General features: G+C 69.3%; 22 protein-coding genes. 5 read left to right on the top strand and 17 right to left on the bottom strand.

Features of this window, described 5'->3' with window-relative positions; genetic code table 11:
* Positions 1-53 precede the first annotated feature (53 nt).
* The 6 genes from FMM06_RS13715 to FMM06_RS13695 all read right to left on the bottom strand — a co-directional run bounded on the left by FMM06_RS13715 (position 54) and on the right by FMM06_RS13695 (position 5,615).
* Entirely contained in the window at positions 54-512 is a 459-nt protein-coding gene (locus FMM06_RS13715; protein WP_144334908.1) for a peroxiredoxin, read from the bottom strand.
* The gene (locus FMM06_RS13710; RefSeq protein WP_235889315.1) at positions 509-3,157 is read right to left on the bottom strand and encodes a bifunctional [glutamine synthetase] adenylyltransferase/[glutamine synthetase]-adenylyl-L-tyrosine phosphorylase; all 2,649 of its coding nucleotides are present in this window, start codon (positions 3,155-3,157) and stop codon (positions 509-511) included. Before FMM06_RS13710 ends, FMM06_RS13715 begins: the two co-directional genes overlap by 4 nt.
* A gap of 80 nt (positions 3,158-3,237) precedes the next feature.
* Positions 3,238-3,759: a Dps family protein gene (locus tag FMM06_RS13705; protein ID WP_144334907.1), complete on the bottom strand. Its 522-nt coding sequence runs from the start codon at positions 3,757-3,759 to the stop codon at positions 3,238-3,240.
* A 63-nt stretch (positions 3,760-3,822) separates the two neighbouring features.
* Entirely contained in the window at positions 3,823-4,602 is a 780-nt protein-coding gene (locus tag FMM06_RS13700; RefSeq protein WP_144334906.1) for a sigma-70 family RNA polymerase sigma factor, read from the bottom strand.
* 3 nt (positions 4,603-4,605) lie between these two features.
* Positions 4,606-4,755, bottom strand: coding sequence for a hypothetical protein (locus FMM06_RS16855; RefSeq protein WP_185965243.1), 150 nt, complete (start codon positions 4,753-4,755; stop codon positions 4,606-4,608).
* A 62-nt stretch (positions 4,756-4,817) separates the two neighbouring features.
* Complete coding sequence (locus FMM06_RS13695) at positions 4,818-5,615, bottom strand: response regulator (RefSeq protein WP_144334905.1); 798 nt, start codon at positions 5,613-5,615, stop codon at positions 4,818-4,820.
* Between the two features lie 115 nt (positions 5,616-5,730).
* Here FMM06_RS13695 and FMM06_RS16850 point away from each other — a divergent pair, with 115 nt between their 5' ends.
* Together FMM06_RS16850 and FMM06_RS13690 are read left to right on the top strand one after the other, a co-directional pair.
* Positions 5,731-5,958, top strand: a complete 228-nt coding sequence (locus FMM06_RS16850) for a NepR family anti-sigma factor (protein WP_185965188.1) — start codon at positions 5,731-5,733, stop codon at positions 5,956-5,958.
* A gap of 46 nt (positions 5,959-6,004) precedes the next feature.
* The gene (locus FMM06_RS13690; protein WP_185965187.1) at positions 6,005-7,036 is read left to right on the top strand and encodes a sensor histidine kinase; all 1,032 of its coding nucleotides are present in this window, start codon (positions 6,005-6,007) and stop codon (positions 7,034-7,036) included.
* Between the two features lie 21 nt (positions 7,037-7,057).
* On the opposite strand, the gene FMM06_RS16845 is transcribed toward FMM06_RS13690, so the two are convergent.
* A complete protein-coding gene (locus FMM06_RS16845) occupies positions 7,058-7,528 on the bottom strand; it encodes a pyridoxamine 5'-phosphate oxidase family protein (protein WP_185965186.1) in 471 nt (156 codons plus the stop codon).
* A 332-nt stretch (positions 7,529-7,860) separates the two neighbouring features.
* Between FMM06_RS16845 and FMM06_RS13680 the strand changes: the two genes are divergently transcribed.
* Complete coding sequence (locus FMM06_RS13680; protein WP_144237938.1) at positions 7,861-7,998, top strand: entericidin A/B family lipoprotein; 138 nt, start codon at positions 7,861-7,863, stop codon at positions 7,996-7,998.
* Positions 7,999-8,017: 19 nt separating this feature from the next.
* On the opposite strand, the gene FMM06_RS13675 is transcribed toward FMM06_RS13680, so the two are convergent.
* The 6 genes from FMM06_RS13675 to FMM06_RS13650 form a co-directional block, all read right to left on the bottom strand.
* Entirely contained in the window at positions 8,018-9,706 is a 1,689-nt protein-coding gene (locus FMM06_RS13675; RefSeq protein ID WP_144237937.1) for a phospholipase D family protein, read from the bottom strand.
* A gap of 1 nt (position 9,707) precedes the next feature.
* Complete coding sequence (gene tatC / locus FMM06_RS13670; protein WP_144237936.1) at positions 9,708-10,505, bottom strand: twin-arginine translocase subunit TatC; 798 nt, start codon at positions 10,503-10,505, stop codon at positions 9,708-9,710.
* Positions 10,502-10,894, bottom strand: a complete 393-nt coding sequence (tatB, locus tag FMM06_RS13665) for a Sec-independent protein translocase protein TatB (RefSeq protein WP_144237935.1) — start codon at positions 10,892-10,894, stop codon at positions 10,502-10,504. Before tatB ends, tatC begins: the two co-directional genes overlap by 4 nt.
* Before the next feature lie 11 nt (positions 10,895-10,905).
* The gene (locus FMM06_RS13660; RefSeq protein ID WP_144237934.1) at positions 10,906-11,142 is read right to left on the bottom strand and encodes a twin-arginine translocase TatA/TatE family subunit; all 237 of its coding nucleotides are present in this window, start codon (positions 11,140-11,142) and stop codon (positions 10,906-10,908) included.
* Between the two features lie 100 nt (positions 11,143-11,242).
* Positions 11,243-11,875, bottom strand: a complete 633-nt coding sequence (locus FMM06_RS13655; protein WP_144237933.1) for a hypothetical protein — start codon at positions 11,873-11,875, stop codon at positions 11,243-11,245.
* 71 nt (positions 11,876-11,946) lie between these two features.
* Complete coding sequence (locus tag FMM06_RS13650; RefSeq protein ID WP_185965185.1) at positions 11,947-13,329, bottom strand: DUF1254 domain-containing protein; 1,383 nt, start codon at positions 13,327-13,329, stop codon at positions 11,947-11,949.
* Between the two features lie 81 nt (positions 13,330-13,410).
* On the opposite strand from FMM06_RS13650, the gene FMM06_RS13645 reads away from it, so the two are divergent.
* The gene (locus FMM06_RS13645) at positions 13,411-14,586 is read left to right on the top strand and encodes an acetyl-CoA C-acetyltransferase (RefSeq protein WP_144237931.1); all 1,176 of its coding nucleotides are present in this window, start codon (positions 13,411-13,413) and stop codon (positions 14,584-14,586) included.
* A 3-nt stretch (positions 14,587-14,589) separates the two neighbouring features.
* Here FMM06_RS13645 and FMM06_RS13640 read toward each other — a convergent pair whose 3' ends face one another.
* Positions 14,590-16,008 (bottom strand): carotenoid oxygenase family protein, encoded by a 1,419-nt coding sequence (locus tag FMM06_RS13640; protein WP_144237930.1) that lies wholly within the window; start codon positions 16,006-16,008, stop codon positions 14,590-14,592.
* Positions 16,009-16,063: 55 nt separating this feature from the next.
* The gene (locus FMM06_RS13635) at positions 16,064-17,119 is read right to left on the bottom strand and encodes a L,D-transpeptidase family protein (protein ID WP_144237929.1); all 1,056 of its coding nucleotides are present in this window, start codon (positions 17,117-17,119) and stop codon (positions 16,064-16,066) included.
* Between the two features lie 71 nt (positions 17,120-17,190).
* Between FMM06_RS13635 and FMM06_RS13630 the strand changes: the two genes are divergently transcribed.
* Positions 17,191-17,988, top strand: a complete 798-nt coding sequence (locus FMM06_RS13630; protein ID WP_185965184.1) for a D-alanyl-D-alanine carboxypeptidase family protein — start codon at positions 17,191-17,193, stop codon at positions 17,986-17,988.
* An 85-nt stretch (positions 17,989-18,073) separates the two neighbouring features.
* Here FMM06_RS13630 and spt read toward each other — a convergent pair whose 3' ends face one another.
* The gene (gene spt / locus FMM06_RS13625) at positions 18,074-19,279 is read right to left on the bottom strand and encodes a serine palmitoyltransferase (protein WP_144237927.1); all 1,206 of its coding nucleotides are present in this window, start codon (positions 19,277-19,279) and stop codon (positions 18,074-18,076) included.
* Positions 19,276-19,518 carry an acyl carrier protein gene (locus FMM06_RS13620; protein WP_144237926.1) on the bottom strand — a complete coding sequence of 81 codons (243 nt, stop codon included), beginning with the start codon at positions 19,516-19,518 and terminating at the stop codon, positions 19,276-19,278. The genes spt and FMM06_RS13620 overlap by 4 nt, the downstream gene beginning before the upstream one ends.
* Positions 19,519-19,557 lie beyond the last annotated feature (39 nt).

The following is a 19,557-nucleotide window of genomic DNA, read 5'->3' as shown; positions in this document are numbered from 1 at the left end:
TGGCGCCAAACGGACGCAACCAATTCCCGTTTCGTTCGTGCGGGGCCGGCGAATCAGCCCAGCGCGCGGGCGGCGGCGAGCACTTCGGCGGCGTGGCCGGGCACTTTCACCTTGTGCCAGGCGCGCGCGACCTTGCCGTCCTTGCCGACCAGGAAGGTGGCGCGCTCGATCCCCATGTACTTCCGGCCGTACATCGACTTCTCCACCCAGACGCCCCACGCCTCGCACGCGACGCCGTCGGGATCGGCGGCGAGAATGACGCCAAGGCTGTGCTTGGCGCGGAACTTGGCGTGGCTGGCGACCGAATCCTTCGACACGCCGATGACCTGAACACCTGCGGCGGCGAAGTCGTCACCGAGCGCGGTGAAGTCGATCCCCTCGCGCGTGCAGCCCGAGGTGTCGTCCTTGGGGTAGAAGTACACGACCGAGACGCGGCCCGTGATGTCGGTCGGCGCGCCTGCGTCGGTCGCCAGGTCGAGCGCAGGTGCCGTGTCGCCGCTGTCGATCGTCATGTACCGCTCCTGCGTTGCCCGAACACCGCGCTCCATGCCGCAACGACCGCGGTCTTGGCCAGCCCCAGCGCCGCGTCATCGGGCAGCAGCGCGCGTGCCTGCGGGGCCGGGTTCGCGCCCACGAGGCGCAGCGTGACCAGCGTGCGGGTCAGAAGGTCGTGCGCGTCGGCCAGGTCGGGACGCAGCGCGCCGATCGCCGCGCCGAGGTCCGGGGTGACCGCCGCGCGGTCGCGCAGCTGCAGGAAATGCACGATGAATTCGAGGTCGACGAGCCCGCCGGGGCTGAGCTTGACGTCCCACTTGCCGCCGCCGGGCTTGGCGGCCGCGATGTCGGCGCGCATCGCCAGCACCTGCTTGGCGAGATTCTCCGACGGCGCGCGGTTCAGGATCGCTGCGATCGCCGCCTGCGCTTCGGCCGCGGGTCCGGCGACGACGCGGGCGCGGGTCAGCGCCATATGCTCCCACGCCTCCGCCTCCTCCATCTGGTAGCGCACGAAGCTGTCGAGGCTGACCGCGAGCAGGCCCTTGGCGCCGAACGGCCGGAGGCGGGTATCGACCTCGTACAGCGCCCCCGCCGCGGTCGGCACCGACAGCGCCGCGACGACGCGGGCGCCGAGGCTGTTGAAATAGCGCGTCGCGGCGAGCGGCTTCGCACCGTCGGACACCGCGTCGTGCGCGCCGGAGAACAGCAGCACGAGATCGAGGTCCGACGCGTGGGTCAGCGCCGCGCCGCCGTAGCGGCCGAACGCGACGACGATCAGCTCGCCCCCGGCAACGCGGCCGTGCGTAGCGGCGAAATCGTCGGTCACGACCCGGACGATCAGCTGCAGCGCGGCATCGGCGAGGTGCGACAGGTCGCGCGCGACGCGCAACGGGTCGGCGCGGCCCTCGATCAACTGCGCGCCGAGCTGGAAGCGCCGCTCGCCGGTCCAGCGGCGGACGCGGTCGAGGACTGTCTCGACATCGCGCGCGCCTGCGACCTGCGCCTTGAGCTCGGCAGCGAGCGCACCCGCATCGGGCAGCGCATCGAAGGCGTCGCCGCCCAGCAGCACGTCGAACAATGCCGGAGTGCGCGCCAGTGCGTCGGCGAGCAGCGGCGTGACGCCGAGCAGCCGCCCGAGCAGCGGCACCAGCGCCGGATTCGCCTCGAGCAGTGCGAACAGCTGGACGCCCGCGGGCAGCGCCGACAGGAAGGCATCGAGTCGTGCCGCCGCGGTCGCGGGGTCTGCGGCCTGCGCCAGCGATGCGGCCAGCGACGGCAGCAGCCGCTCGAACGAGGCGCGCGCCGCCGGACTGCGCAGCGAACGGTACGACACGGTGCGCCAGCGTTCGACCATCGGGGCGAGTGCCGCCGCGCCCTTGCCGAGCGCGGTACGCAGCGCCTTGGAGTCGGTCGGCAGACCGGGCGCATCGCCCTTCGCCTCGCCGATCAGCCGGTCGAAGGCGCGCGCGATCGGCGCGGTGGTGCCCTTCAAATGGCGTTCGAGCGTCCGCCAGTCGGGCTCATCGCACATCGCGGCGAGTGCGGTGCGGTCTCCCGCGACGGTCGGGATGCTGTGCGTCTGCGCGTCGTGGAGCATCTGCAGCCGATGCTCGACGGTGCGCAGGCGGCGATAGGCGGTCCCGAGCGTCGCGGCCTCGCCCGCGTCGATGCGGCCCGCCGCAGCGAGAGCGGCGAGCGCGTCGAGCGTTGCGGGGGCGCGCAACGCGGGGTCGCGGCCGCCCCAGACGAGCTGGTGCAGCTGCGCGAAGAACTCGACCTCGCGGATGCCACCGCGACCGCGCTTGAGGTCGAAGCCGGGGCCGAGCTTCTGCCCCGCGTCGAAATGGTCGCGAATGCGCAGGGACACCGACTGGATGTCGTGGATCGCGGTATAGTCGAGGCTGCGGCGCCACACGAAGGGCCCGATGGCGCGCAGGAAGGCCTCGCCCAGCGCGACGTCGCCGCCGCACGCACGCGAACGTATGAACGCGGTGCGCTCCCACGTCTCGGCCTCGGACTGGTAATAATGCTCGGCCGCGGCGACGGGCAGGGCGAGCGGGGTGATCTCCGACGCCGGGCGCAGGCGCAGGTCGACGCGCCACGCATAGCCGTCGGCGGTGCGGTCGTTGAGGATGGCGACGGCGCGCTTGGCGATGCGGACGGCGGCGTCGGCGGCGTCCTCGCGGGCGCGGACCGGGACGGCGCCGGGATCGTAGAGCAGGATCAGGTCGACATCGCTCGAATAGTTGAGCTCGCGGCTGCCGAGCTTGCCAAGCGCCAGCGCGACGAAGCCTGCGTTTGGCGCGTTGCGCTCGGCGAGGGCCTCGGCGATTGCCGCGTCGATGCACGCGTCGGCGAGGTCCGATAGCGCGTGCGTCACGCTCTCCAGCGGCCACGCCCCCGACAGGTCGGCAAGGGCGATGGCAAGGTGCGCCCGGCGCTTCGCGGCGCGCAGGCGTTCGAAGACGGGTTGGGCGGTGTCGCTGACCTGCGCGAGGGCGGCGGCGACTTCCGTTTCGGGAGCGGCGTCGAGCGCGTCGCGGTGTCCGCGTATCAGGCCGCGCAGATAGGGCGCGTGCGTCCAGGCGCGGGTGAGGGCGTCGGTGCGCGCCTCGTCGAGGGCGAGCGGGGCGATGAATTTGGCGAGTTCGGGGGGTATCACGCGCGTGTTGTGGCACCGAGCGACGGGCGCGTCACGTAGGCCCCGTCATCCCGACTTGCGCCGGGATGACGGGAGAAAGCTCAGGCTATCGTCGCCCGCAGCATCCACGCATTCTCCTCGTGGACGCCGATCCGCGCGATCAGCATGTCCTCGGTGAACTTGTCATCATTGTCCTCGGCGACGTCCGACGCATCGAGCATGCGCTTAGCGACCGCCTCGTTGTCGGCGACCAGTTCCTTGAGCATCTCGGGCGTCGTCTTGTGCGGCGTGTCGACATCGACGCAGCTCAGCTCGCGGAACTCGGCGAAGCTGGCGGGGGCAACATGGCCCAGCGCGCGGATGCGCTCGGCGATCGCGTCGGCGGCCTGGTGCAGCTCGTTATACTGCGCGTCGGTCAGCTTGTGGATGCCGTAGAAGCCGGCGCCGGTGACGTTCCAGTGGACGCCGAGCGTCTTGAAATACAGCGCATAGCTGTCGGCAAGCGCGACCTTGAGCGCCTCGGCAACCGCACCGCGCTGGTCGGTCGAGATGCTGATGTCGATCTTCTCGTCGTCGCGGGCACCCTTGCCCTGGATTTCTGCAGTCTGCGGGGGGCTGGCCATGAGGTCTCTCCTGAATGGAAACTGATACGCCACGCTCCAACACGCCCGTTACACCGGCGTTCCCTACCCCCGCGCGAGTGTGTCGACCTGTCCCATGATCTGGTTCAGCGCCGAGACGCCGCCGGTCGGGGCGTCGCTGCGCCGCGACGGCAGCAGGCCTTCGTTGAGGATGACCTCCAGCGCCGCGCGGCCACGCGCGACGCGGCTCTTGATCGTGCCGACCGCGCAGTCGCAGATCGACGCCGCCTCTTCATAGGCGAAGCCGCCGGCACCGACGAGGATCAGCGCCTCGCGCTGCGCCTGCGGCAGCTGCATCAGGCCGCGCTGCAGGTCGGCGAGGTCGATCTGCCGGTCCTGCCCGGCCGGCATGGCGAGCAGCTTGTCGGCGGTGAAATCGTCCCACTCGCCCTTGAAGCGCGAGCGGCGCATCTGGCTGAGGAACAGGTTGCGCAGGATGATGAAGGTCCAGGCACGCATGTTCGTGCCCGCCTGGAAGCGCGCGCGTGCCGCCCACGCCTTGAGCAGAGTCTCCTGCACCAGGTCGTCGGCGAGGTCGCGGCTGCCCGACAGCGAACGGCCGAAGGCGCGCAGATGGGGGATGACGAGCGCCAGCTGGTCCTTGAAATCCTTGTCCGACAGCGCCTCGGGGCGCGGCGGCGGCGCGACTTCGTCCTCGCCGAGCCGGGCGAGCAGCTGAACGAACACGTCGGGCAGCGACTGCTCGCTCGATTCGGCGAACGCGACGCGCAGGAACGCGCCCAGATCCTTCGCCGCGGGCAGCACGGGGACCGCGTTCGGGTCTGGCGTGTGATCGACGCGCGGGGCGCGGACGGGCCTGGCCATGACCTAGCCCCCGCTGCCGTAATAAACGTAGATGGCGACGAACGCGATGATGACGAGCACGAGCGACACGCCCATGACGATATAGTTCGGCCCGACGCGCGATCCGGCGCGTGCCTCGGTGGTCGTCTCGACGATCGGGGGTTCTTCGGCCACGCGCACTACCTCACACTATTGTACTACCGTAACGGACACGCGGCCCGCACGTTCCGTGAACCTCAGCCGAAGCTCGCGGTCGAATTGAAGAACAGCGCCTGCGCGATCGCCGCCTTGACCGTCGAGCGCTGGAACGGCTTGGTGATCAGGAAGGTCGGCTCGGGGCGCGATCCGGTCAGCAGCCGCTCAGGGAAGGCGGTGATGAAGATCACCGGCACCGAGAATTCGCCCAGGATATCCTGGACCGCGTCGATGCCCGAGCTGCCGTCGGCCAGCTGGATGTCGGCGAGCACCAGGCCCGGCCGGTCCGACTGCGCCAGCGCGCGAGCCTCGTCGCGGGTCACCGCGATGCCGGTGATCTCGTGCCCCAGGTCGCGGACGATCGATTCGATGTCCATCGCGATGATCGGCTCGTCCTCGATGATCAGCACACGCGTCGCGGTCTGGCGGTCGATCTCGGCGAGGGCCTCGGCGACCAGGCTGGCGACGTCGGTCGGCGTCGCGTCGATCAGGTAACCGGCGTCCTCGTTGGTGAAGCCCTCCATCGCGGTCAGCAGCAGCGCCTGGCGCGACAGCGGGGTGATCGCCGCCAGCCGGTCCTGCGCGACGCGCTCCATGTCGTGCGCGGCGCCGTCCGATTCGGGCGCGATGTCGACGTTGGCGCTGCTCCATATCGCGTGGAACACCTTGTACAGGCCCAGCCGCGCATCAACGTCGCGCGGGAAGTCGGCGGGGGCCGCGACGATCGCCTCGAGGGCGGCACGGACGAACGAGTCGCCGTTCGTCTGGCTGCCCGTCAGCGCACGCGCATAGCGGCGGAGGTAGGGGAGATGCGGCGCGATATCGGAAGCAAGTGACATTCGTGAGGGTCCTCAGGGTCGCGGGGGCGAGGCAGGATAGTGCCGAGTGTGCCGCCCGTTCTTAACGTGAGCGCAGTGTTTTTTGTTTCCCGGTTGCAACAATCCGCCTAAGCGCATGAGCGTTGCCTATTCCGACAGTCGGGCGAACGCAACCGTCGAACCCGGGGGTCGCGGCAGTATGGGAATGCGCGTGGCGAACTCGAACCCTCCAGCACCACCGCCGGAACCCTCCCGGCCGCCGGCGCTCGACCGGCTCGGCCAGACCTTGCGCGATGCATTCGACGACGCCGCTGCCGAACCCCTGCCTCAGGCGTTCGAGGAATTGTTGCGGCGGCTGCGTTAGGAAAATACTGGTGGATGATGAGGCTGGCGAAAGGCGGTTAGCGCGATTGCGCGTCCGCAACTGGCCGCTTGCTGCAAAGGTCATCGCCGCCCTCACCCTGACCCTGCTGCCGCTCGGCATCGTCGCGGTGCTCGTCGCGGTCCGCAACTATCGCGCTGCCGGCGCCGCGCTCGGCAGGTCGGACGACATCGGCATGACGCTGGTGCAACTGCTCGGCATCACGTTGCCGCTGCTGATGTGGATCGCGGCGCTGGCGATCGGCTGGGTCATCGCCTCGCGGCTGATCGTCCGGCCACTGACCCGCATGCGCCGCGCCGTCGATCGCTATACCGCGGGCGATGCCAGTGTCCGGCTGGGTAGCCAGCGCTTCTTCAGCCTGGAGGTCGAGGCACTGGCCGATGCCTTCGACGGCATGGCCGAACGCATTGCCGACTATGCCGTCGAGACCGAGGCGGCGATCACCGAGCAGCAGCGCCTGACGCGCGAGGTCCACCACCGCGTGAAGAACAACCTGCAGATCGTCTCCAGCCTGTTGTCGCTGCAGGCGCGCGAGGCGAAGAGCGACGATGTCGCGCACGCCTATGCGATCATCCAGGCGCGTGTCGCGGCACTCGCGGTGGTGCATCGCTGGATGTACGAATCCGCCGTGCCGGGCGGGGCGGAGGGTGTCGACCTGCGCGCCATGGCGACCGACATCTGCGCCGGGCTCGAACAGAGCGTCGCGTCGACCGAGCATCTGCCCTTGCGCATCCACTGCGAGATCGCGTCACTTTACGTCGGACAGGATACCGCAGTGCCGATCGCCTTCGTGATTACCGAGCTCGTCAGCTGCGCCGCACGGCTGACGACGCCGGCCCCGCTGGCGGTGACGATCGACATCGGGATGGAGGGTACCGGCGGCGTACTCGGCGTCGCCGCACCGGCGTTCGTCGGGATCGATATTCTGGCGCTGAACAGCGGCGACCCGGCCAGCCGCATCGTCCACGGCATGGCCCGCCAGCTGCGCAGCCCGCTGCGGCACGATGCCGCCGCGGGCCGCTATTCGATCAGCTTTCCGCTGGTCACTCAGGCAGCGTAACCAACGGCAAGCGTCGTAGACCTACATCGTAACGCGGACCTCGTCGCCCGACGTCGGCGGCTTCTGAGTGACGTTGGCGACCGCGACATTGACCAGCTGCGCAAGCTTGCCGGGCTCGTCCCACAGCGTCGCGTGCGTCGCTGTCACGTGGATCAGCGCGGTCGTCGGCGCCTCGGGACCCTCGGGCATCCAGGCTTCGGCGAACGGCGACCACAGCTCCTTTGCCTTGGCGGCATCACGTATGACGCGCGCCGTGCCAGTCAGCGAGACCCACTTGCTCTGGCCCGCGAAGGCGACGTTGACGTGCGCGTCGTCGGCGATCTCGTCGGTCTTCGCCGAATCGATGCGCGTGATGAACCACAGGCTCTTGGTCTCGCGCTCGACGCTGGCGCTCATCGGGCGGCTCTCCAGGCCGTTCGGGCCTTCGGTGGTCAGCATGCCGGTGCGCAGGTCCTCGATCGCGTCCCACACTCTATCCAGATCGGTCGTCATCATGTCTCTCCAATGGTCCTCGTGACCCGCGACAGACGCGCGATCGTTACGCCCGGTTCCACGTCCGAAAGCTTGTTCCGGTCGCGTAAAAATAAATTTGTTCAGCTTCGGGAACCGTACGCTGCGAGCATGGTTATGAACCTCGGATGGCGGTATTTGCCCCCCCGCTCCCGCCATCCTCCCAAAGGGCCCGGCGACTTCACCCCCCCCGAAAGTCGTCGGGCCCCACTTGGACCACCCCCCCGGATCACACGACCAAAGCGCGCCGGTGGAACATGTTCCCGGCGCGCGCTTTGTTGCGTCGTCATCATGACACATTAGGAGACCGACCCATGAAGATCGTTCTGATCGCCGTCGCCGCCATTGCCAGCCTCGGCATCTCGGCATGCAACACCGTCGAAGGCGCCGGCAAGGACGTCAGCTCGGCCGGCAAGGCCGTCTCGAAGACGGCAAACGACGTCAAGAACTAGGGTTTCGGATCCCCGGCGATCAAACCAGATCGTCGGGGACGAACCACGAAGGCCGCGCAAAACGCCGCGCGCGCCTGACCTGCAGCGGCACCGCGAAGCCCTGCCGAGCCTCGGGCGTCTTAATCACATTGTCCGTGGCAATCTTCCGCCACGTCGCCAGTCCGTCCGCTAGATCGACATTGCCCGACGCCTCGCTGGCGAGCAGCTGCGACCATGACCGGCGGCGAAACGCCGCGACGCCCTCGGCGTCATCCCACACCAGTCCGAATTCGGTGTCCCAGCGCAGGCTGCGCCCATTGATGTTCGCCGACGAGACCAGCGCATAACGGTCGTCGACGATCAGCAGCTTGGCATGGACATAGACCGTGCCCGCGCCGAACGCGGTACCGCGGTCGGCGGCAAAATCCTTCTCCGCCTCCGACGCCCGCGCCGGCTTGGCGAGCGCGAAAACCCCGATCCGGTCGCCCAGCTCGCGGCGCAGCAGACCGATCGCCTTTGCCTGCAGCCATTCGCCGTGGCGGTGCGGCGAGCGCCGGTCGCCGTCATAGGCAACCTCCTCGGGCGCGTTGGGCATGACGATAACGACCTGCAGCGCCGGGCAGGCGCGCGCCCGCGCGACGATCCACTTCGCGGCCTGGCGGTAACGCAGGAACTGCGCCTCGATATACAGCAGCCGCTCGGCAGCACCGATCAGGCGGCGGTGCGCCTCGGCGATCTCCATGACGTCGGGGCGCGGACCGACCGCGAACAACCGGCGGCTGCGGCGCGACACGGTCCGCACGGTCTGCACCGTCGCCTCGCCGACGGGCGGCGGTGGCACGGGGGCGCGGGTGATCTCGACCAGCGGATCGAGCGCCAGCGCGCGGTCGGTGCCGCTCGTCCAATGCTCGGCGATGGCGCGGAAGCGCGGCAGCTCGCGGTTCCAGCAGTCCTGGAAATGCACCGCGGCATCGGCGACGGCGGGGCCCTCGAGGCGGACGCTGAGGTCGTGCCAGGTGCGGTCGGCGCGCTGGCGGTGACGGCGGTCGTCATAGCGGCGCTCGTCGACGTCGAGCCCGCCGATGATCGCGACGCGGCAGTCGATGACCGCGAACTTCTGGTGATAGGTCGCCGGCCACAGGCGCGCCGCGGGACCCAGGCGGTGCACGGGTCGCCCCTGAGCGTCGAGCCGGTGGTGCCGCCACAGGCCGGGCCGCACGCTCATGTATTCGCCGATGTCCTTGCCCTTGTCGGCAAGCTTGCGGAACATCGCGCGCAGGTGAAAGCCGACTGCGATCCGCACCAGCTGGCGCGTGCCGAAGCCCAGCTCGCCCTCGTGCTGGATGACGACGATCTGCAGCCGCTCCTGCGCCTCGGCCGGCAGTGCGGCACCCATCGTGCGCAGCGTCCGGAAGGTTTCCCACGACCCCGAATGCAGCTCGTCCGCCATGATCGGCTCGAAATCGGTCAGCAGCAGCCGGACATTGACCCCGGCCAGGATGACGTGGCGCAGCAGCGCGGTCCAGTCGGCGAGCCCCAGCGCCGTTGCCTCGGCAGAGCGGGTCTTGGTGTCGGGGTCGAAGATGCGGAAGGCCAGCCAGACCTCGGCAGTCGCAGCCAGCACCTGGCGCTCGAGCTCGGGATACATGTCCGCCGCCTCGATCAGCGGCGTGATGCGGCAACCGGCGCGCGGCGGCGCGGCGGCTTCGGATGAAAAGACGCTGCTCAATTTATTCGGCGGCCGCAGGTATCTGCACGGCTTCGCGCGCCCGCTTCCGCTCGGTGAACCAGATCGCGATGATCGAGATTTCGTAGAGCAGGATCAGGGGTATCGCGAGCGCGAACTGCGACCACAGGTCGGGGGGCGTCAGCACCGCGGCGATGACAAAGGCCCCGACGATGGCATAGCGCCGCCCGGCGATCAGCTGCGCGCGCGTCAGGATGCCCGCGCGCTCCAGCAGCATCAGCAGCACGGGCAGCAGGAAGGCGACCCCGAAGGCGATGATGAACTGCATGACCAGCGCGAGGTAATCGCCCATCGCGGGCAGGGCCTCCTGACTGACGCCGCTGGTGCCGCCGCCCGACTGGAAGCTCAGGAAAAAGCGGAATGCCGTCGGCATGACGACGTAATACGCCAGCGCCGCGCCCATCGTGAACAACACCGGCGTCGCGAGCATGAAGGGCAAGAAGGCGCGCTTTTCGCGCTTGTAGAGCCCCGGCGCGACGAACGCCCACAACTGGCTCGCGATCACCGGGAAGGCGAGGCAGAAGGCCGCGAACAGCGACACCTTGATGTTGACGAAGAACGCCTCGTACAGTTTCGTATAGATCAGTTTGTGATCGGTACCCGGACCGAACGCCTGGCCGAGCGGCTGGACGAGAAAATCGAAGATCTTCTGGCTCTGGGTGAAGGCGATCAGGAAAGCGACCGCCAGTGCCGCCAGCGACCATAGCAGGCGGCGGCGCAGCTCGATCAGATGATCCATCAGCGGCGCCTTGCTGGCGTCGAGATCGTCGTCGGCACTCATGCGGCGCGCGCGGTGGTGTCGGGCACCGCTTCCGGGGCTTCGGACGTGGCAGCTTCAGGCGTCGCTTCGGTCGCTGCGAGCGGCAGCATCTGCGGCTCCTCGGCGGCCATCGCCTCGGGCGTGTCGTACGACAGGCGCGGCGTGTCGGCGTCGATGCGCGTCGCGGCGATGATCGCGGCGTTCTGCGCGTCCCACTGCTTCTGCATTTCCTCCAGCTCGGCCTCGCGCATCATCGTGTCGAATCCGGCGCGGACGTGGCGCGACATGCCGCGCGCCTTCGCCACCCATTGCCCGACCATGCGCATCACGCGCGGCAGATCCTTCGGCCCGATCACCACCAGCGCGACGACCGCGATCACCGCGAGCTCGCTGCCGTCGAGGCCGAACACTCCTCAGGCCCTCAAGGGCGAGGCGCGTCGACGGGTGCGGTCTGGACCGGCGGCACCGGCGGGGTCGCGGCGATCTGCGAAGGCGGCGGCGCAGGCGCAGGCGGCGTGTCCTCGTCGGCCAGGCCCTTCTTGAAGCTTTTGATACCCTTGGCGAAGTCGCCCATCATGTCGGACATCTTGCCGCGGCCGAACAGCAGCATCACGACGATGATGACGATCAGCCAATGCCAGAGACTGAGACCACCCATGCGAATTACTCCAGAAAGCCCCGCACGAGGGGGGCATGCGAACGCTCCTTAGCGTAACCCCGGGGCGGCGTCATCCGCTGTCGGCGACGCGCCCCCCTAGTCAAAAGGCGCGGGGCTTGGCCCCCTGGGCGGCGAGGACGAGATCGACCGCCCGCGCGACGCGCTCGGCAGTGTCCTGGTCGGTGAAATACCAGTCGGCGCTGTCGCGCCGCTCGTCGATCGGCAGCGTCGTCGGCTCGGGATCGTCGATCATCGTGTAGTCGGTGCCGTTGATCTGCGATCCCTCGACCTTGATGCAGTCGTCGATCCGGCATTCGATGCGCAGCTGCCAGAACCGTTCGCCCTTGGTCAGCTTGGCGGGACGCGCCAGCGCGCTCGGCAGCACCTCGTACCCCTCGATGAAGTTCTCGGAACTGGTTACGCCGGCCAGTCCCGACTTGACGAAGCGCATCGGCGACCATTTCCAGCCCGATGCGTCGAGCGTCACGCTGATCGGATGCCATTCCTCGCTCAGGAAGCTTTCCCCGTCGCGGCCTTCCCATTTCGCGGTGTTGAGACGCGAAATGATGAACGACTTCGCCGCCTCGATATCGGCCGGTGCAGCGCTGGGCGCAGGCGTTGCGACGCTGGCCCCGGCGTCGACCTTCGCGCCGTCGGCGACCTTCGCCTTGTCCGGTGTGTCGGTGCATGCCGCCAGCACCATCGCAACACTCAAGACCGCAGCGCGCTTCATCATGCCCTCCACCCGACCCCGACGGTCTAACCGTCGGATCCGTCGCGGTAAACGCCGGTGAAACGATTTCGTCAGGGCACCACTTCGGTCGCGACGACGGGCGGCAGGCGGAAGCTGCCGTCGAGCAGTTCGGCCTTGGGCAGATAGGCGCGCCACACCAGCCGGAAGGGACCCGGGGGAGCGGGCAGCCAGTTGACGACGCGCTCGCCGCTGGGGCGGGTCTGCTGGACAAAGATGTCGAGGCTGCCGTCGCGCTCGTAGTGGATCGACCGCGAGCCCGATCCGATCGAGAAGCGGCTGAGCGGGTTGTCGATGAAGAACAGCCGGCCGTCGGGCTCGACCTTGTACAGGGTCAGCGACCAGAAGGCGCCGACCGGCGGACGCGGCGGGATCTTGACGGTGTACGCCTTCGCCCCGGTCAGCGGCGCGCCGTCCTTGTCGGCACTGGCCGAGAGATACACCGCCTCCTGCCGCGGCAGCGCCGCCAGCCCGCCGAGCGCGACCGCGGCGCGCCCCGCATCGTCGTCGCTGAAGTTGCCGATGCCGGGGCCGGGGTAGGACCAGCCATCGACGACCGTGCCGACCTGCGCGAAGCCGCCCTTCAGCTCGCGGCGCAGCGCGGGGAGGGTGTCGGTCCACAGCTTGCGGGTCTCGGGCGGCAGTTCCGCCCACGCATCGGAAACGCCAGGGCGGATGCCGAGATCGGCGTGGCGCGGGGCGATCCCCGACCGGCCCAGCGCCTCGTTGACCACCGCGAGCAGGGTCGGGGCGTCGGGCGTCGCGGTCGGCACGGCGACCATCGGCACCGCGGCCCCGCCGCCGCTCAGCGTGTAACGGTCGATCGCAGCGCCCGCCGCGTCGAGGTCGGCGGCACCGTTGACGTAGACGCGGACCAGCAGCCATGCGTCGTTGGTGTCGAGCTTGACCAGCGTCGTGCCCTCGGGCGCTTTGCCGGCGAACCCCGGCCCGGCGATCGTGTAGGTGCCGCCGCCGCCGGTGCGCGAGTCCAGGATCGCGACATTGTCGGTGAACAGGTTCATCAGCGCCGCCGAATTGTAGCGCCCCGCGAGGTCGGGGACGGTCAGCGTCACCGGACCGTTCGCCAGGTCGAGCCACGCGGTGGCGTACAGCGTGTCGTTGTTCGGCGTCGTCACGTCGCGGGTCGTGGCATCCGCGAGCCGCTTGCGCGCGAAGATCATGTTGACCCCGCTGGCGCCCGCCGCCTGCGCGCGCGTCACCACGCCGGCACGGGTGCGCATCATCTCGTAGACCGGGAAGGCGTAGTGGAAGGCGCGGCGCAGCGCCTGCACCTCGGGGGTGTCGGGGGCGGGGGTCTCGACCGCAGGCTTCACGACGCGCGCGGCCGCGGGACGCGGTTTGACAGGCTTTTTGGCGGGGGCGGCGGCGACGGGTGCAGCGATCAGCGCGGCGGCGGCGAGCATGAGCATTTTCATACGCGCACCCATGCCGGGGGGTGGACCGGGCGTCCAGTCCGGGGCAGGTTGACGCAAACGTAAAGCCTGGGGAGGCCGCACATGCATGAAGCCTATATCGTCGCCGCCGCGCGCACCGCCGGGGGCCGCCGCGGCGGTCGGCTGACGGGCTGGCACCCCGCCGATCTGGGCGGGCAGGTACTGAACGCGCTGATCGACCGCAGCGGCGCGGACCCGGCGTTGGTCGAGGACGTCATCATGGGCTGCGTCAGCCAGTTCGCGCAGCAGTCGGGCAATGTCGCGCGCAACGCGGTCCTGTCGTCGCGCCTGCCAGAGAGCGTGCCCGGCACCAGCGTCGACCGCCAGTGCGGCAGCAGCCAGCAGGCGCTGCACTTCGCCGCCGCGACCGTCATGGCGGGGCAGATGGACGTCGTCATCGCCGCCGGGGTCGAATCGATGACGCGCGTGCCGATGGGTGCGAGCGGCAAGGCGGCGCACGAGGCGGGGCTGGGCTCGCCGTTCGGCGGGCCCGGCATGAAGGCGCGCTACCCGGGCGTGCAGTTCAGCCAGTTCACCGGCGCCGAGATGCTGGCGAAGAAATACGACCTGTCGAAGGACGACCTCGACGCCTTCGGCTACGAGAGCCAGCGCCGCGCCGCCGCCGCGACCCGCGCGGGGGCCTTCGAGCTGGAGATCGCGGCGGTCGAGGTCGATCTGCCCGACGGCAGCCGCGAGATGCACGTCCAGGACGAGGGCATCCGCTTCGACGCGAGCCTCGAGGCCATCCGCGGCGTAAAGCTCATTCAGGAGGGCGGGCGCCTGACCGCGGCGACGAGTTCGCAGATCTGCGACGGCGCGAGCGGCGTCATGGTGGTCAACGAACGCGGGCTGAAGGCTTTGGGCATCGCCCCGCTGGCGCGCATCCACCACATGACCGTCGTCGGCGAGGACCCAGTCATCATGCTCGAGGCGCCGATCGGCGCGACGCGGCGGGCGCTCGAACGCTCGGGCATGAAGCTCGACGACATCGACCTGTTCGAGGTCAACGAGGCGTTCGCAAGCGTGCCGGGCGCGTGGCTGAAGGAGCTCGGGGCCGACCCGGCGAAGCTCAACGTCAACGGCGGGGCGATCGCGCTGGGGCACCCGCTCGGGGCGAGCGGCACGAAGCTGATGACGACGATGGTCCATGCGCTGCGGGCGCGGGGCAAGCGCTGGGGGCTGCAGACGATGTGCGAGGGCGGTGGGCTGGCGAACGTGACGATCGTGGAGGCGCTTTAACGGTCAGCGGATCTGATCCCCCGGCGCCCACGTTCCATGAAACCCCGCCGGCACGCGCCCCGGCAGCGGTATCCGCGCGATCGGCGCATCGGCGAACGCCTGTGCGGCGATGACCTGCACCTCCGATCTGCCATCGGGGTCGGTGACGAAGCTGATGACATAGCCGTCGTCCTCGTCCACGGCCCCGATGCGCGGCGCGAAGGCGGCCTCGGACCCCGCATGCCCCTCCGCGAACGGATGCGCGGTGCAGTCGCCGGTCGTCAGGTCGTACTTGAGCAACCCGTCGAAGCGCTGCAGCTCGTCGGGCGCCATCGAGACATTGTACGACCAGCGCGACCGCCGCCCGACATAGCCTTGGTTCACGGTCGGGAACTCGCCCAGCCGGTCGTCGAGCTGGCGCTGCCTGACCGCCCCGGTCTTCATATGGAATCGCCACTCGACCGGCACCGCGTGGAGCGCGAGCACGTTGACCATCGCGCCGAAGGGTCCGTACGCCGGGTTCGGCGTGAAGCCGTTCGGCACCATGCGGCAGGCGTGCATGACGACCTCGTCGCCGTCGTCCCACGCGTTCGCGACGTGGTAGATGTAGCAGGGATCGGTCTCGAACCAGCGCACCTGGTCGCCCGTGCCGGTGCGCGGCACGACGCCGAAGCGCGCGGGACGGGGCTCGGTCTGAATGCGCCACTGGCGGTTGCGTAAGCCCGCTTCGGTGAACACCACCGGCAGGTCGTGCAGGATGACGTAATTCTCGGTGAGCCCCATGTCGTGCGGCAGGCGCGGCCCGGGCAGGTCGACCGTGGTGAAATGCGTCAGCACGTTGTCGCGGCTGACCGTGCCGAACGACATCCACGGCTCGTACAGTGCATAGTCGAAGAACACGAACTCGCTTGTGACGGGGTCGACCTTGGAATGCGCCGAGACATGGCGCGGCAGCGCGCCGCCGAAGCGTTCGGACCGGATCGTCTCGAGCGTCCGCGGGTGCATCCGCACCGGCACCCCCGAGATATACCACAGCGCCAGCAGCGAGCCGCCGTGCATGACGAGGTCGGTGTTCGCAGTGTCCTTGTAGCCGCGCTCGCCGCGATCCCGCGCTGCAGGCATCAACACCCCGCCCGCGCCGCAGCCGCCGTTGAGGTCGGCGACATGGTCGTCGGTCCGGACGAAGCGGTTGCGATACTCGGCGCGGCCATTCTCGAAATAGATCGAGTGGACCATCCCGTCGCCGTCGAACCAGTGGTGCGGCGCGCTCGGCCACGCCGCCGGGTTCGGCCCGTTGCGGACATAGGCGCCGTGCAGGTCCTTCGGCAGTTCGCCGATGACGGGCAGGTCGAGTGCGGTGAACTCCTGCAGCTGCGGCGCGTACAGGCCGTGCAGGTACGGGTTGCAGTCGTTGATGCTGTCCAGCCGCGCCGCGCTCGCCATTGCCGTCTCCTCGGAAGCGCGACGCTACACCGCCGCTCGCCCGCGCGTCGAGCCGTCAGGTCTTGGCGCGCGTCTCCGCTCCGCCGAACGCCACGACCGTGCCCTCCTTGACCGCATTCGCCAGGTCCTTCGCGTCCCAGTTGGTCAGGCGGACGCAGCCGTGGCTGGCGCGCTTACCGACGAGACGCGGGTCGGGCGCGCCATGGATTCCGTACGTATCCTTGGTCAGGTCGATCCACGTCGTGCCGACGGGGTTGTTCGGGCCGGGTTTGATCGTCAGCTTGCCCGCCGGCACCTCGGCGCCGCCGCTCTTCGGCTTGAAGGTCAGGCGCTTGGGATCGAAGGTGTAACTGGCGGCGGTCGCGACGGTGCGGACCTTCCACTCGCCGTCGGGTGCCGGGCGCTCGGTGCTGCCGACCGTCGCGGGGTAGACCGCGACGAGCTTGTCGCCCGCATAGGCGCGCAGTTCGCCGGCGCTCTTGTCGACCGCGATGCGCGTGATCGTCGGCAGCTTGGGGCGGCCGACCGCGGCGACGAGGATCGTCGTGCCGGGGGTCAGCGTCTTGCCGGGATTGAGTTGCTGGATCAGCGCCTCGTCCATGTGCGCGCGCTCGCCGAGCGATTCGAGCGCCGAGGTCCAGGTCATGTTGGGCCGCGCCGCCATCGTCACATAGTCACCGGGCTCGACGGGCGCCGCGAACGGCCCGGCGGTGTCGGCGTCGACCAGCGTGTAATCACGGATGACGGGATCGGTGTCGGTGGTCAGCTTGTCCCAAGTCGCGCGGTCGAGCGTGCCCGTCACCTCGAGGCCGTTCGCCGTCTGGTAGCCCTTCAGCGCCAGCGTCAGGTTGCCGCCCGCCTTGCCGTCGATGACGCCGGGCGAGAAGTGCGCCCGGTCGAGCAGCACCTGCGCGCGGATCAGCATGCGCTTCGTCGCGGCCTTGTCGGTGCCGGTCACGAACCCCTGCGCATTGATCGCCTTGGCGAGCGGCGCGTCGGAGGTCGGGGGCGTCGCGGGGGCAACGGCGGGCGGTGCGGCGGGGGTGGCGACCGGCGCAGGCGCGGCGGCGAGAAGGGCGAGCAGGGGCAGCAGCGAGACGGTGCGCGACATCGGTTGACCTTTGATAGGAGATGCGGGTTCAAGTCGTTTTCGGGGACGTTGGTTCCGGTGGCGGAGCGGGCATGAGAATCTGGCTGATTATCCTGATGATGCTGGCCGCCCCGACGGCGGCGCAGACCGCATGCACCGCGGGTCCCGCGATCGCTGCGGGTACCAACGCGGCGACGCTGCGCGCCCTGCGCTGGACGCCGTTCCGCAACCCCGAGACGGGGTGGGAGACCTATGCTCCGCTGATCGCCACCGAGATCAAGTCGAACTGCCCGTTCACCAGCCCCGGGTTCGCGCAGGCGCTGTCGGTGTGGCAGCGCGCGCGTGGCCTGCCCGCGACGGGCGTCGTCGACCAGCGGGGCTTCGAGGTGATGAAGTCACTATGGCAGTCGCGGCGGCCGTTCGTCGCTTTGCGCGGCCGCAATGTCTGCCCCGCGCCGCCGCGCGTCGTGCTGTCGGCGAAGGGCTATCTGGGCAAGACGATCAAGGTGCGGCCCAAGGCGCTCGGCGCGTATCGCGCAATGGTGTCGGCGGCGCAGCGCGACGTGCCGGCATTGCGCAAGGATACGCGCTGGCTGGCGATCTATTCGGGCTTCCGCGACCCCGCGTCCGACGCCACGCGCTGCCGGACCGAGGGCAATTGCGACGGCTCGCGCCGCGCCACCTGTTCGGCGCACCGCACCGGCCTGGCGCTCGACATCTACGTGGGGGAGGCCCCCGGCTACGGCCCCGATTCGACCAAGGAACCCAACCGCCGCGCGATGTCGAAGACCCCCGCGTATCGCTGGATGGTCGCGAACGCGAAGCGCTTCGGGTTCGTCAACTACGCCTTCGAGCCGTGGCACTGGGAGTGGACGGGCGAGGCACCTTAGCTTTTTGTCATCCCGGCGAAAGCCGGGACCCAGCACCTGAGTTTCGGGAGATGGGTCCCGGCTTTCGCCGGGATGACGACCATATCTAGCTAAGCTGCAACCCGACCTCGGCCGCCGCAGCCTCGAACGCCGCCAGGATCGTCGCGACCTGCTCTGCCGTGTGCGCGGCGCACAGCGAGCAGCGCAGCAGGTACGTGCCCATCGGCGTCGCCGGCGGTCGCGCGAAGTTCACGTAGACGCCGCGCTCGAGCAGCGCCTGCCACATGCGCACGGTCGTCACCTGGTCGGGCATCATCACCGCGATGATTGCGCTCTCGGCGGTCTCGGTGCCCAGCGTGAAGCCGCGCGCGCGCAAACCTTCATGCATGCCCCGCGTCGCCGCCCACAGCGCAGCGCGCTTGTCGGCATTGTGCATCAGCTTGCGGATCGACGCGGCGCTCGACGCCATCACCGTCGGCGGCAGGGCGGCGGTGAAGACGTAGGGGCGGCAGACCAGCCGCAGCGCCTCGAACTTCGGGTGGTTGGAGACGCAGAACCCCCCGACCGTGCCGACCGACTTCGAGAAGGTGCCGACGATGAAGTCGACCTGATCCTCCAGCCCCGCGGCCTCGGTGACGCCGCGGCCGTGCTCGCCGAAAAAGCCCATCGCGTGCGCCTCGTCGACCAGCACCATCGCGCCCGCTGCCTTCGCCACGCGCACCATCTCGGCGAGCGGCGCGATGTCGCCGAGCATCGAATAGACGCCCTCCAGCACCACCAGCTTGCCGGCATCTGCGGGCAGGCGGCGCAGGCGCTTTTCCAGGTCCTCGACGCTGTTGTGGCGGAAGCGCACGACGTCGGCGTTGCCCATCGAGCAGCCGTCGTAGATCGAGGCATGGCTGTCGGCGTCGAGGATGACGTAGTCGCCGCGCCCCGCCAGCGTCGAGACGATGCCGAGGTTCGCCTGATACCCTGTCGAAAACACCATCGCGTACTTGGTGCCGTAGAACTCGCACAGCGCCGCCTCGCAGTCCTTGTGCGTCGCATAGGTGCCGTTGAGCACGCGGCTGCCCGTCGTCCCCGCGCCGAAGTCGCGCAGCGCCGCCTCGCCGGCCGCGATGACGTCGGGGTCGAAGGTCATCCCCATATAGTTGTAGGTGCCCATCAGGATCGTCTTGCGGCCCTGGATGATCGCCTCGGTCGGGGAGAGCACTTCGCTCATGACGACGCCGACGGGGTCGCGCATCCCGGCGTCGAGCACCATCTGGCGCTCGGCGACGAGGCCGTCGAACTTGGCGAGCAGGTCGATCACTTGGCGAGCTTCGCCACCGCGTCCGCCACCTGGCCGACGGTTTCGAGCTCGGGCAGCAGGTTCAGGGGCAGCACAATGTCCCACTCGTCCTCGATGTTCGCGACCAGGTCCATGACGGTCAGCGAGTCCATCTCCAGGTCGTCGGCGAAGGTCGTCGTCTCGCCGACCGCGATGCCTTTCTTGTTGAGCGGCTCGATCAGCGTGAGGATGCGGTCGAAAATGGTCTGGCGGTCGGTCATGCAAGGCTCCGGTGGCACGGCTGCGCCGCTTGCCGCGAT

Origin of the sequence: Glacieibacterium frigidum (assembly GCF_007097155.1) — a bacterium.
Classification (GTDB): Bacteria; Pseudomonadota; Alphaproteobacteria; order Sphingomonadales; family Sphingomonadaceae; genus Glacieibacterium; species Glacieibacterium frigidum.
This window is presented reverse-complemented; position numbering and strand designations above follow the sequence as displayed.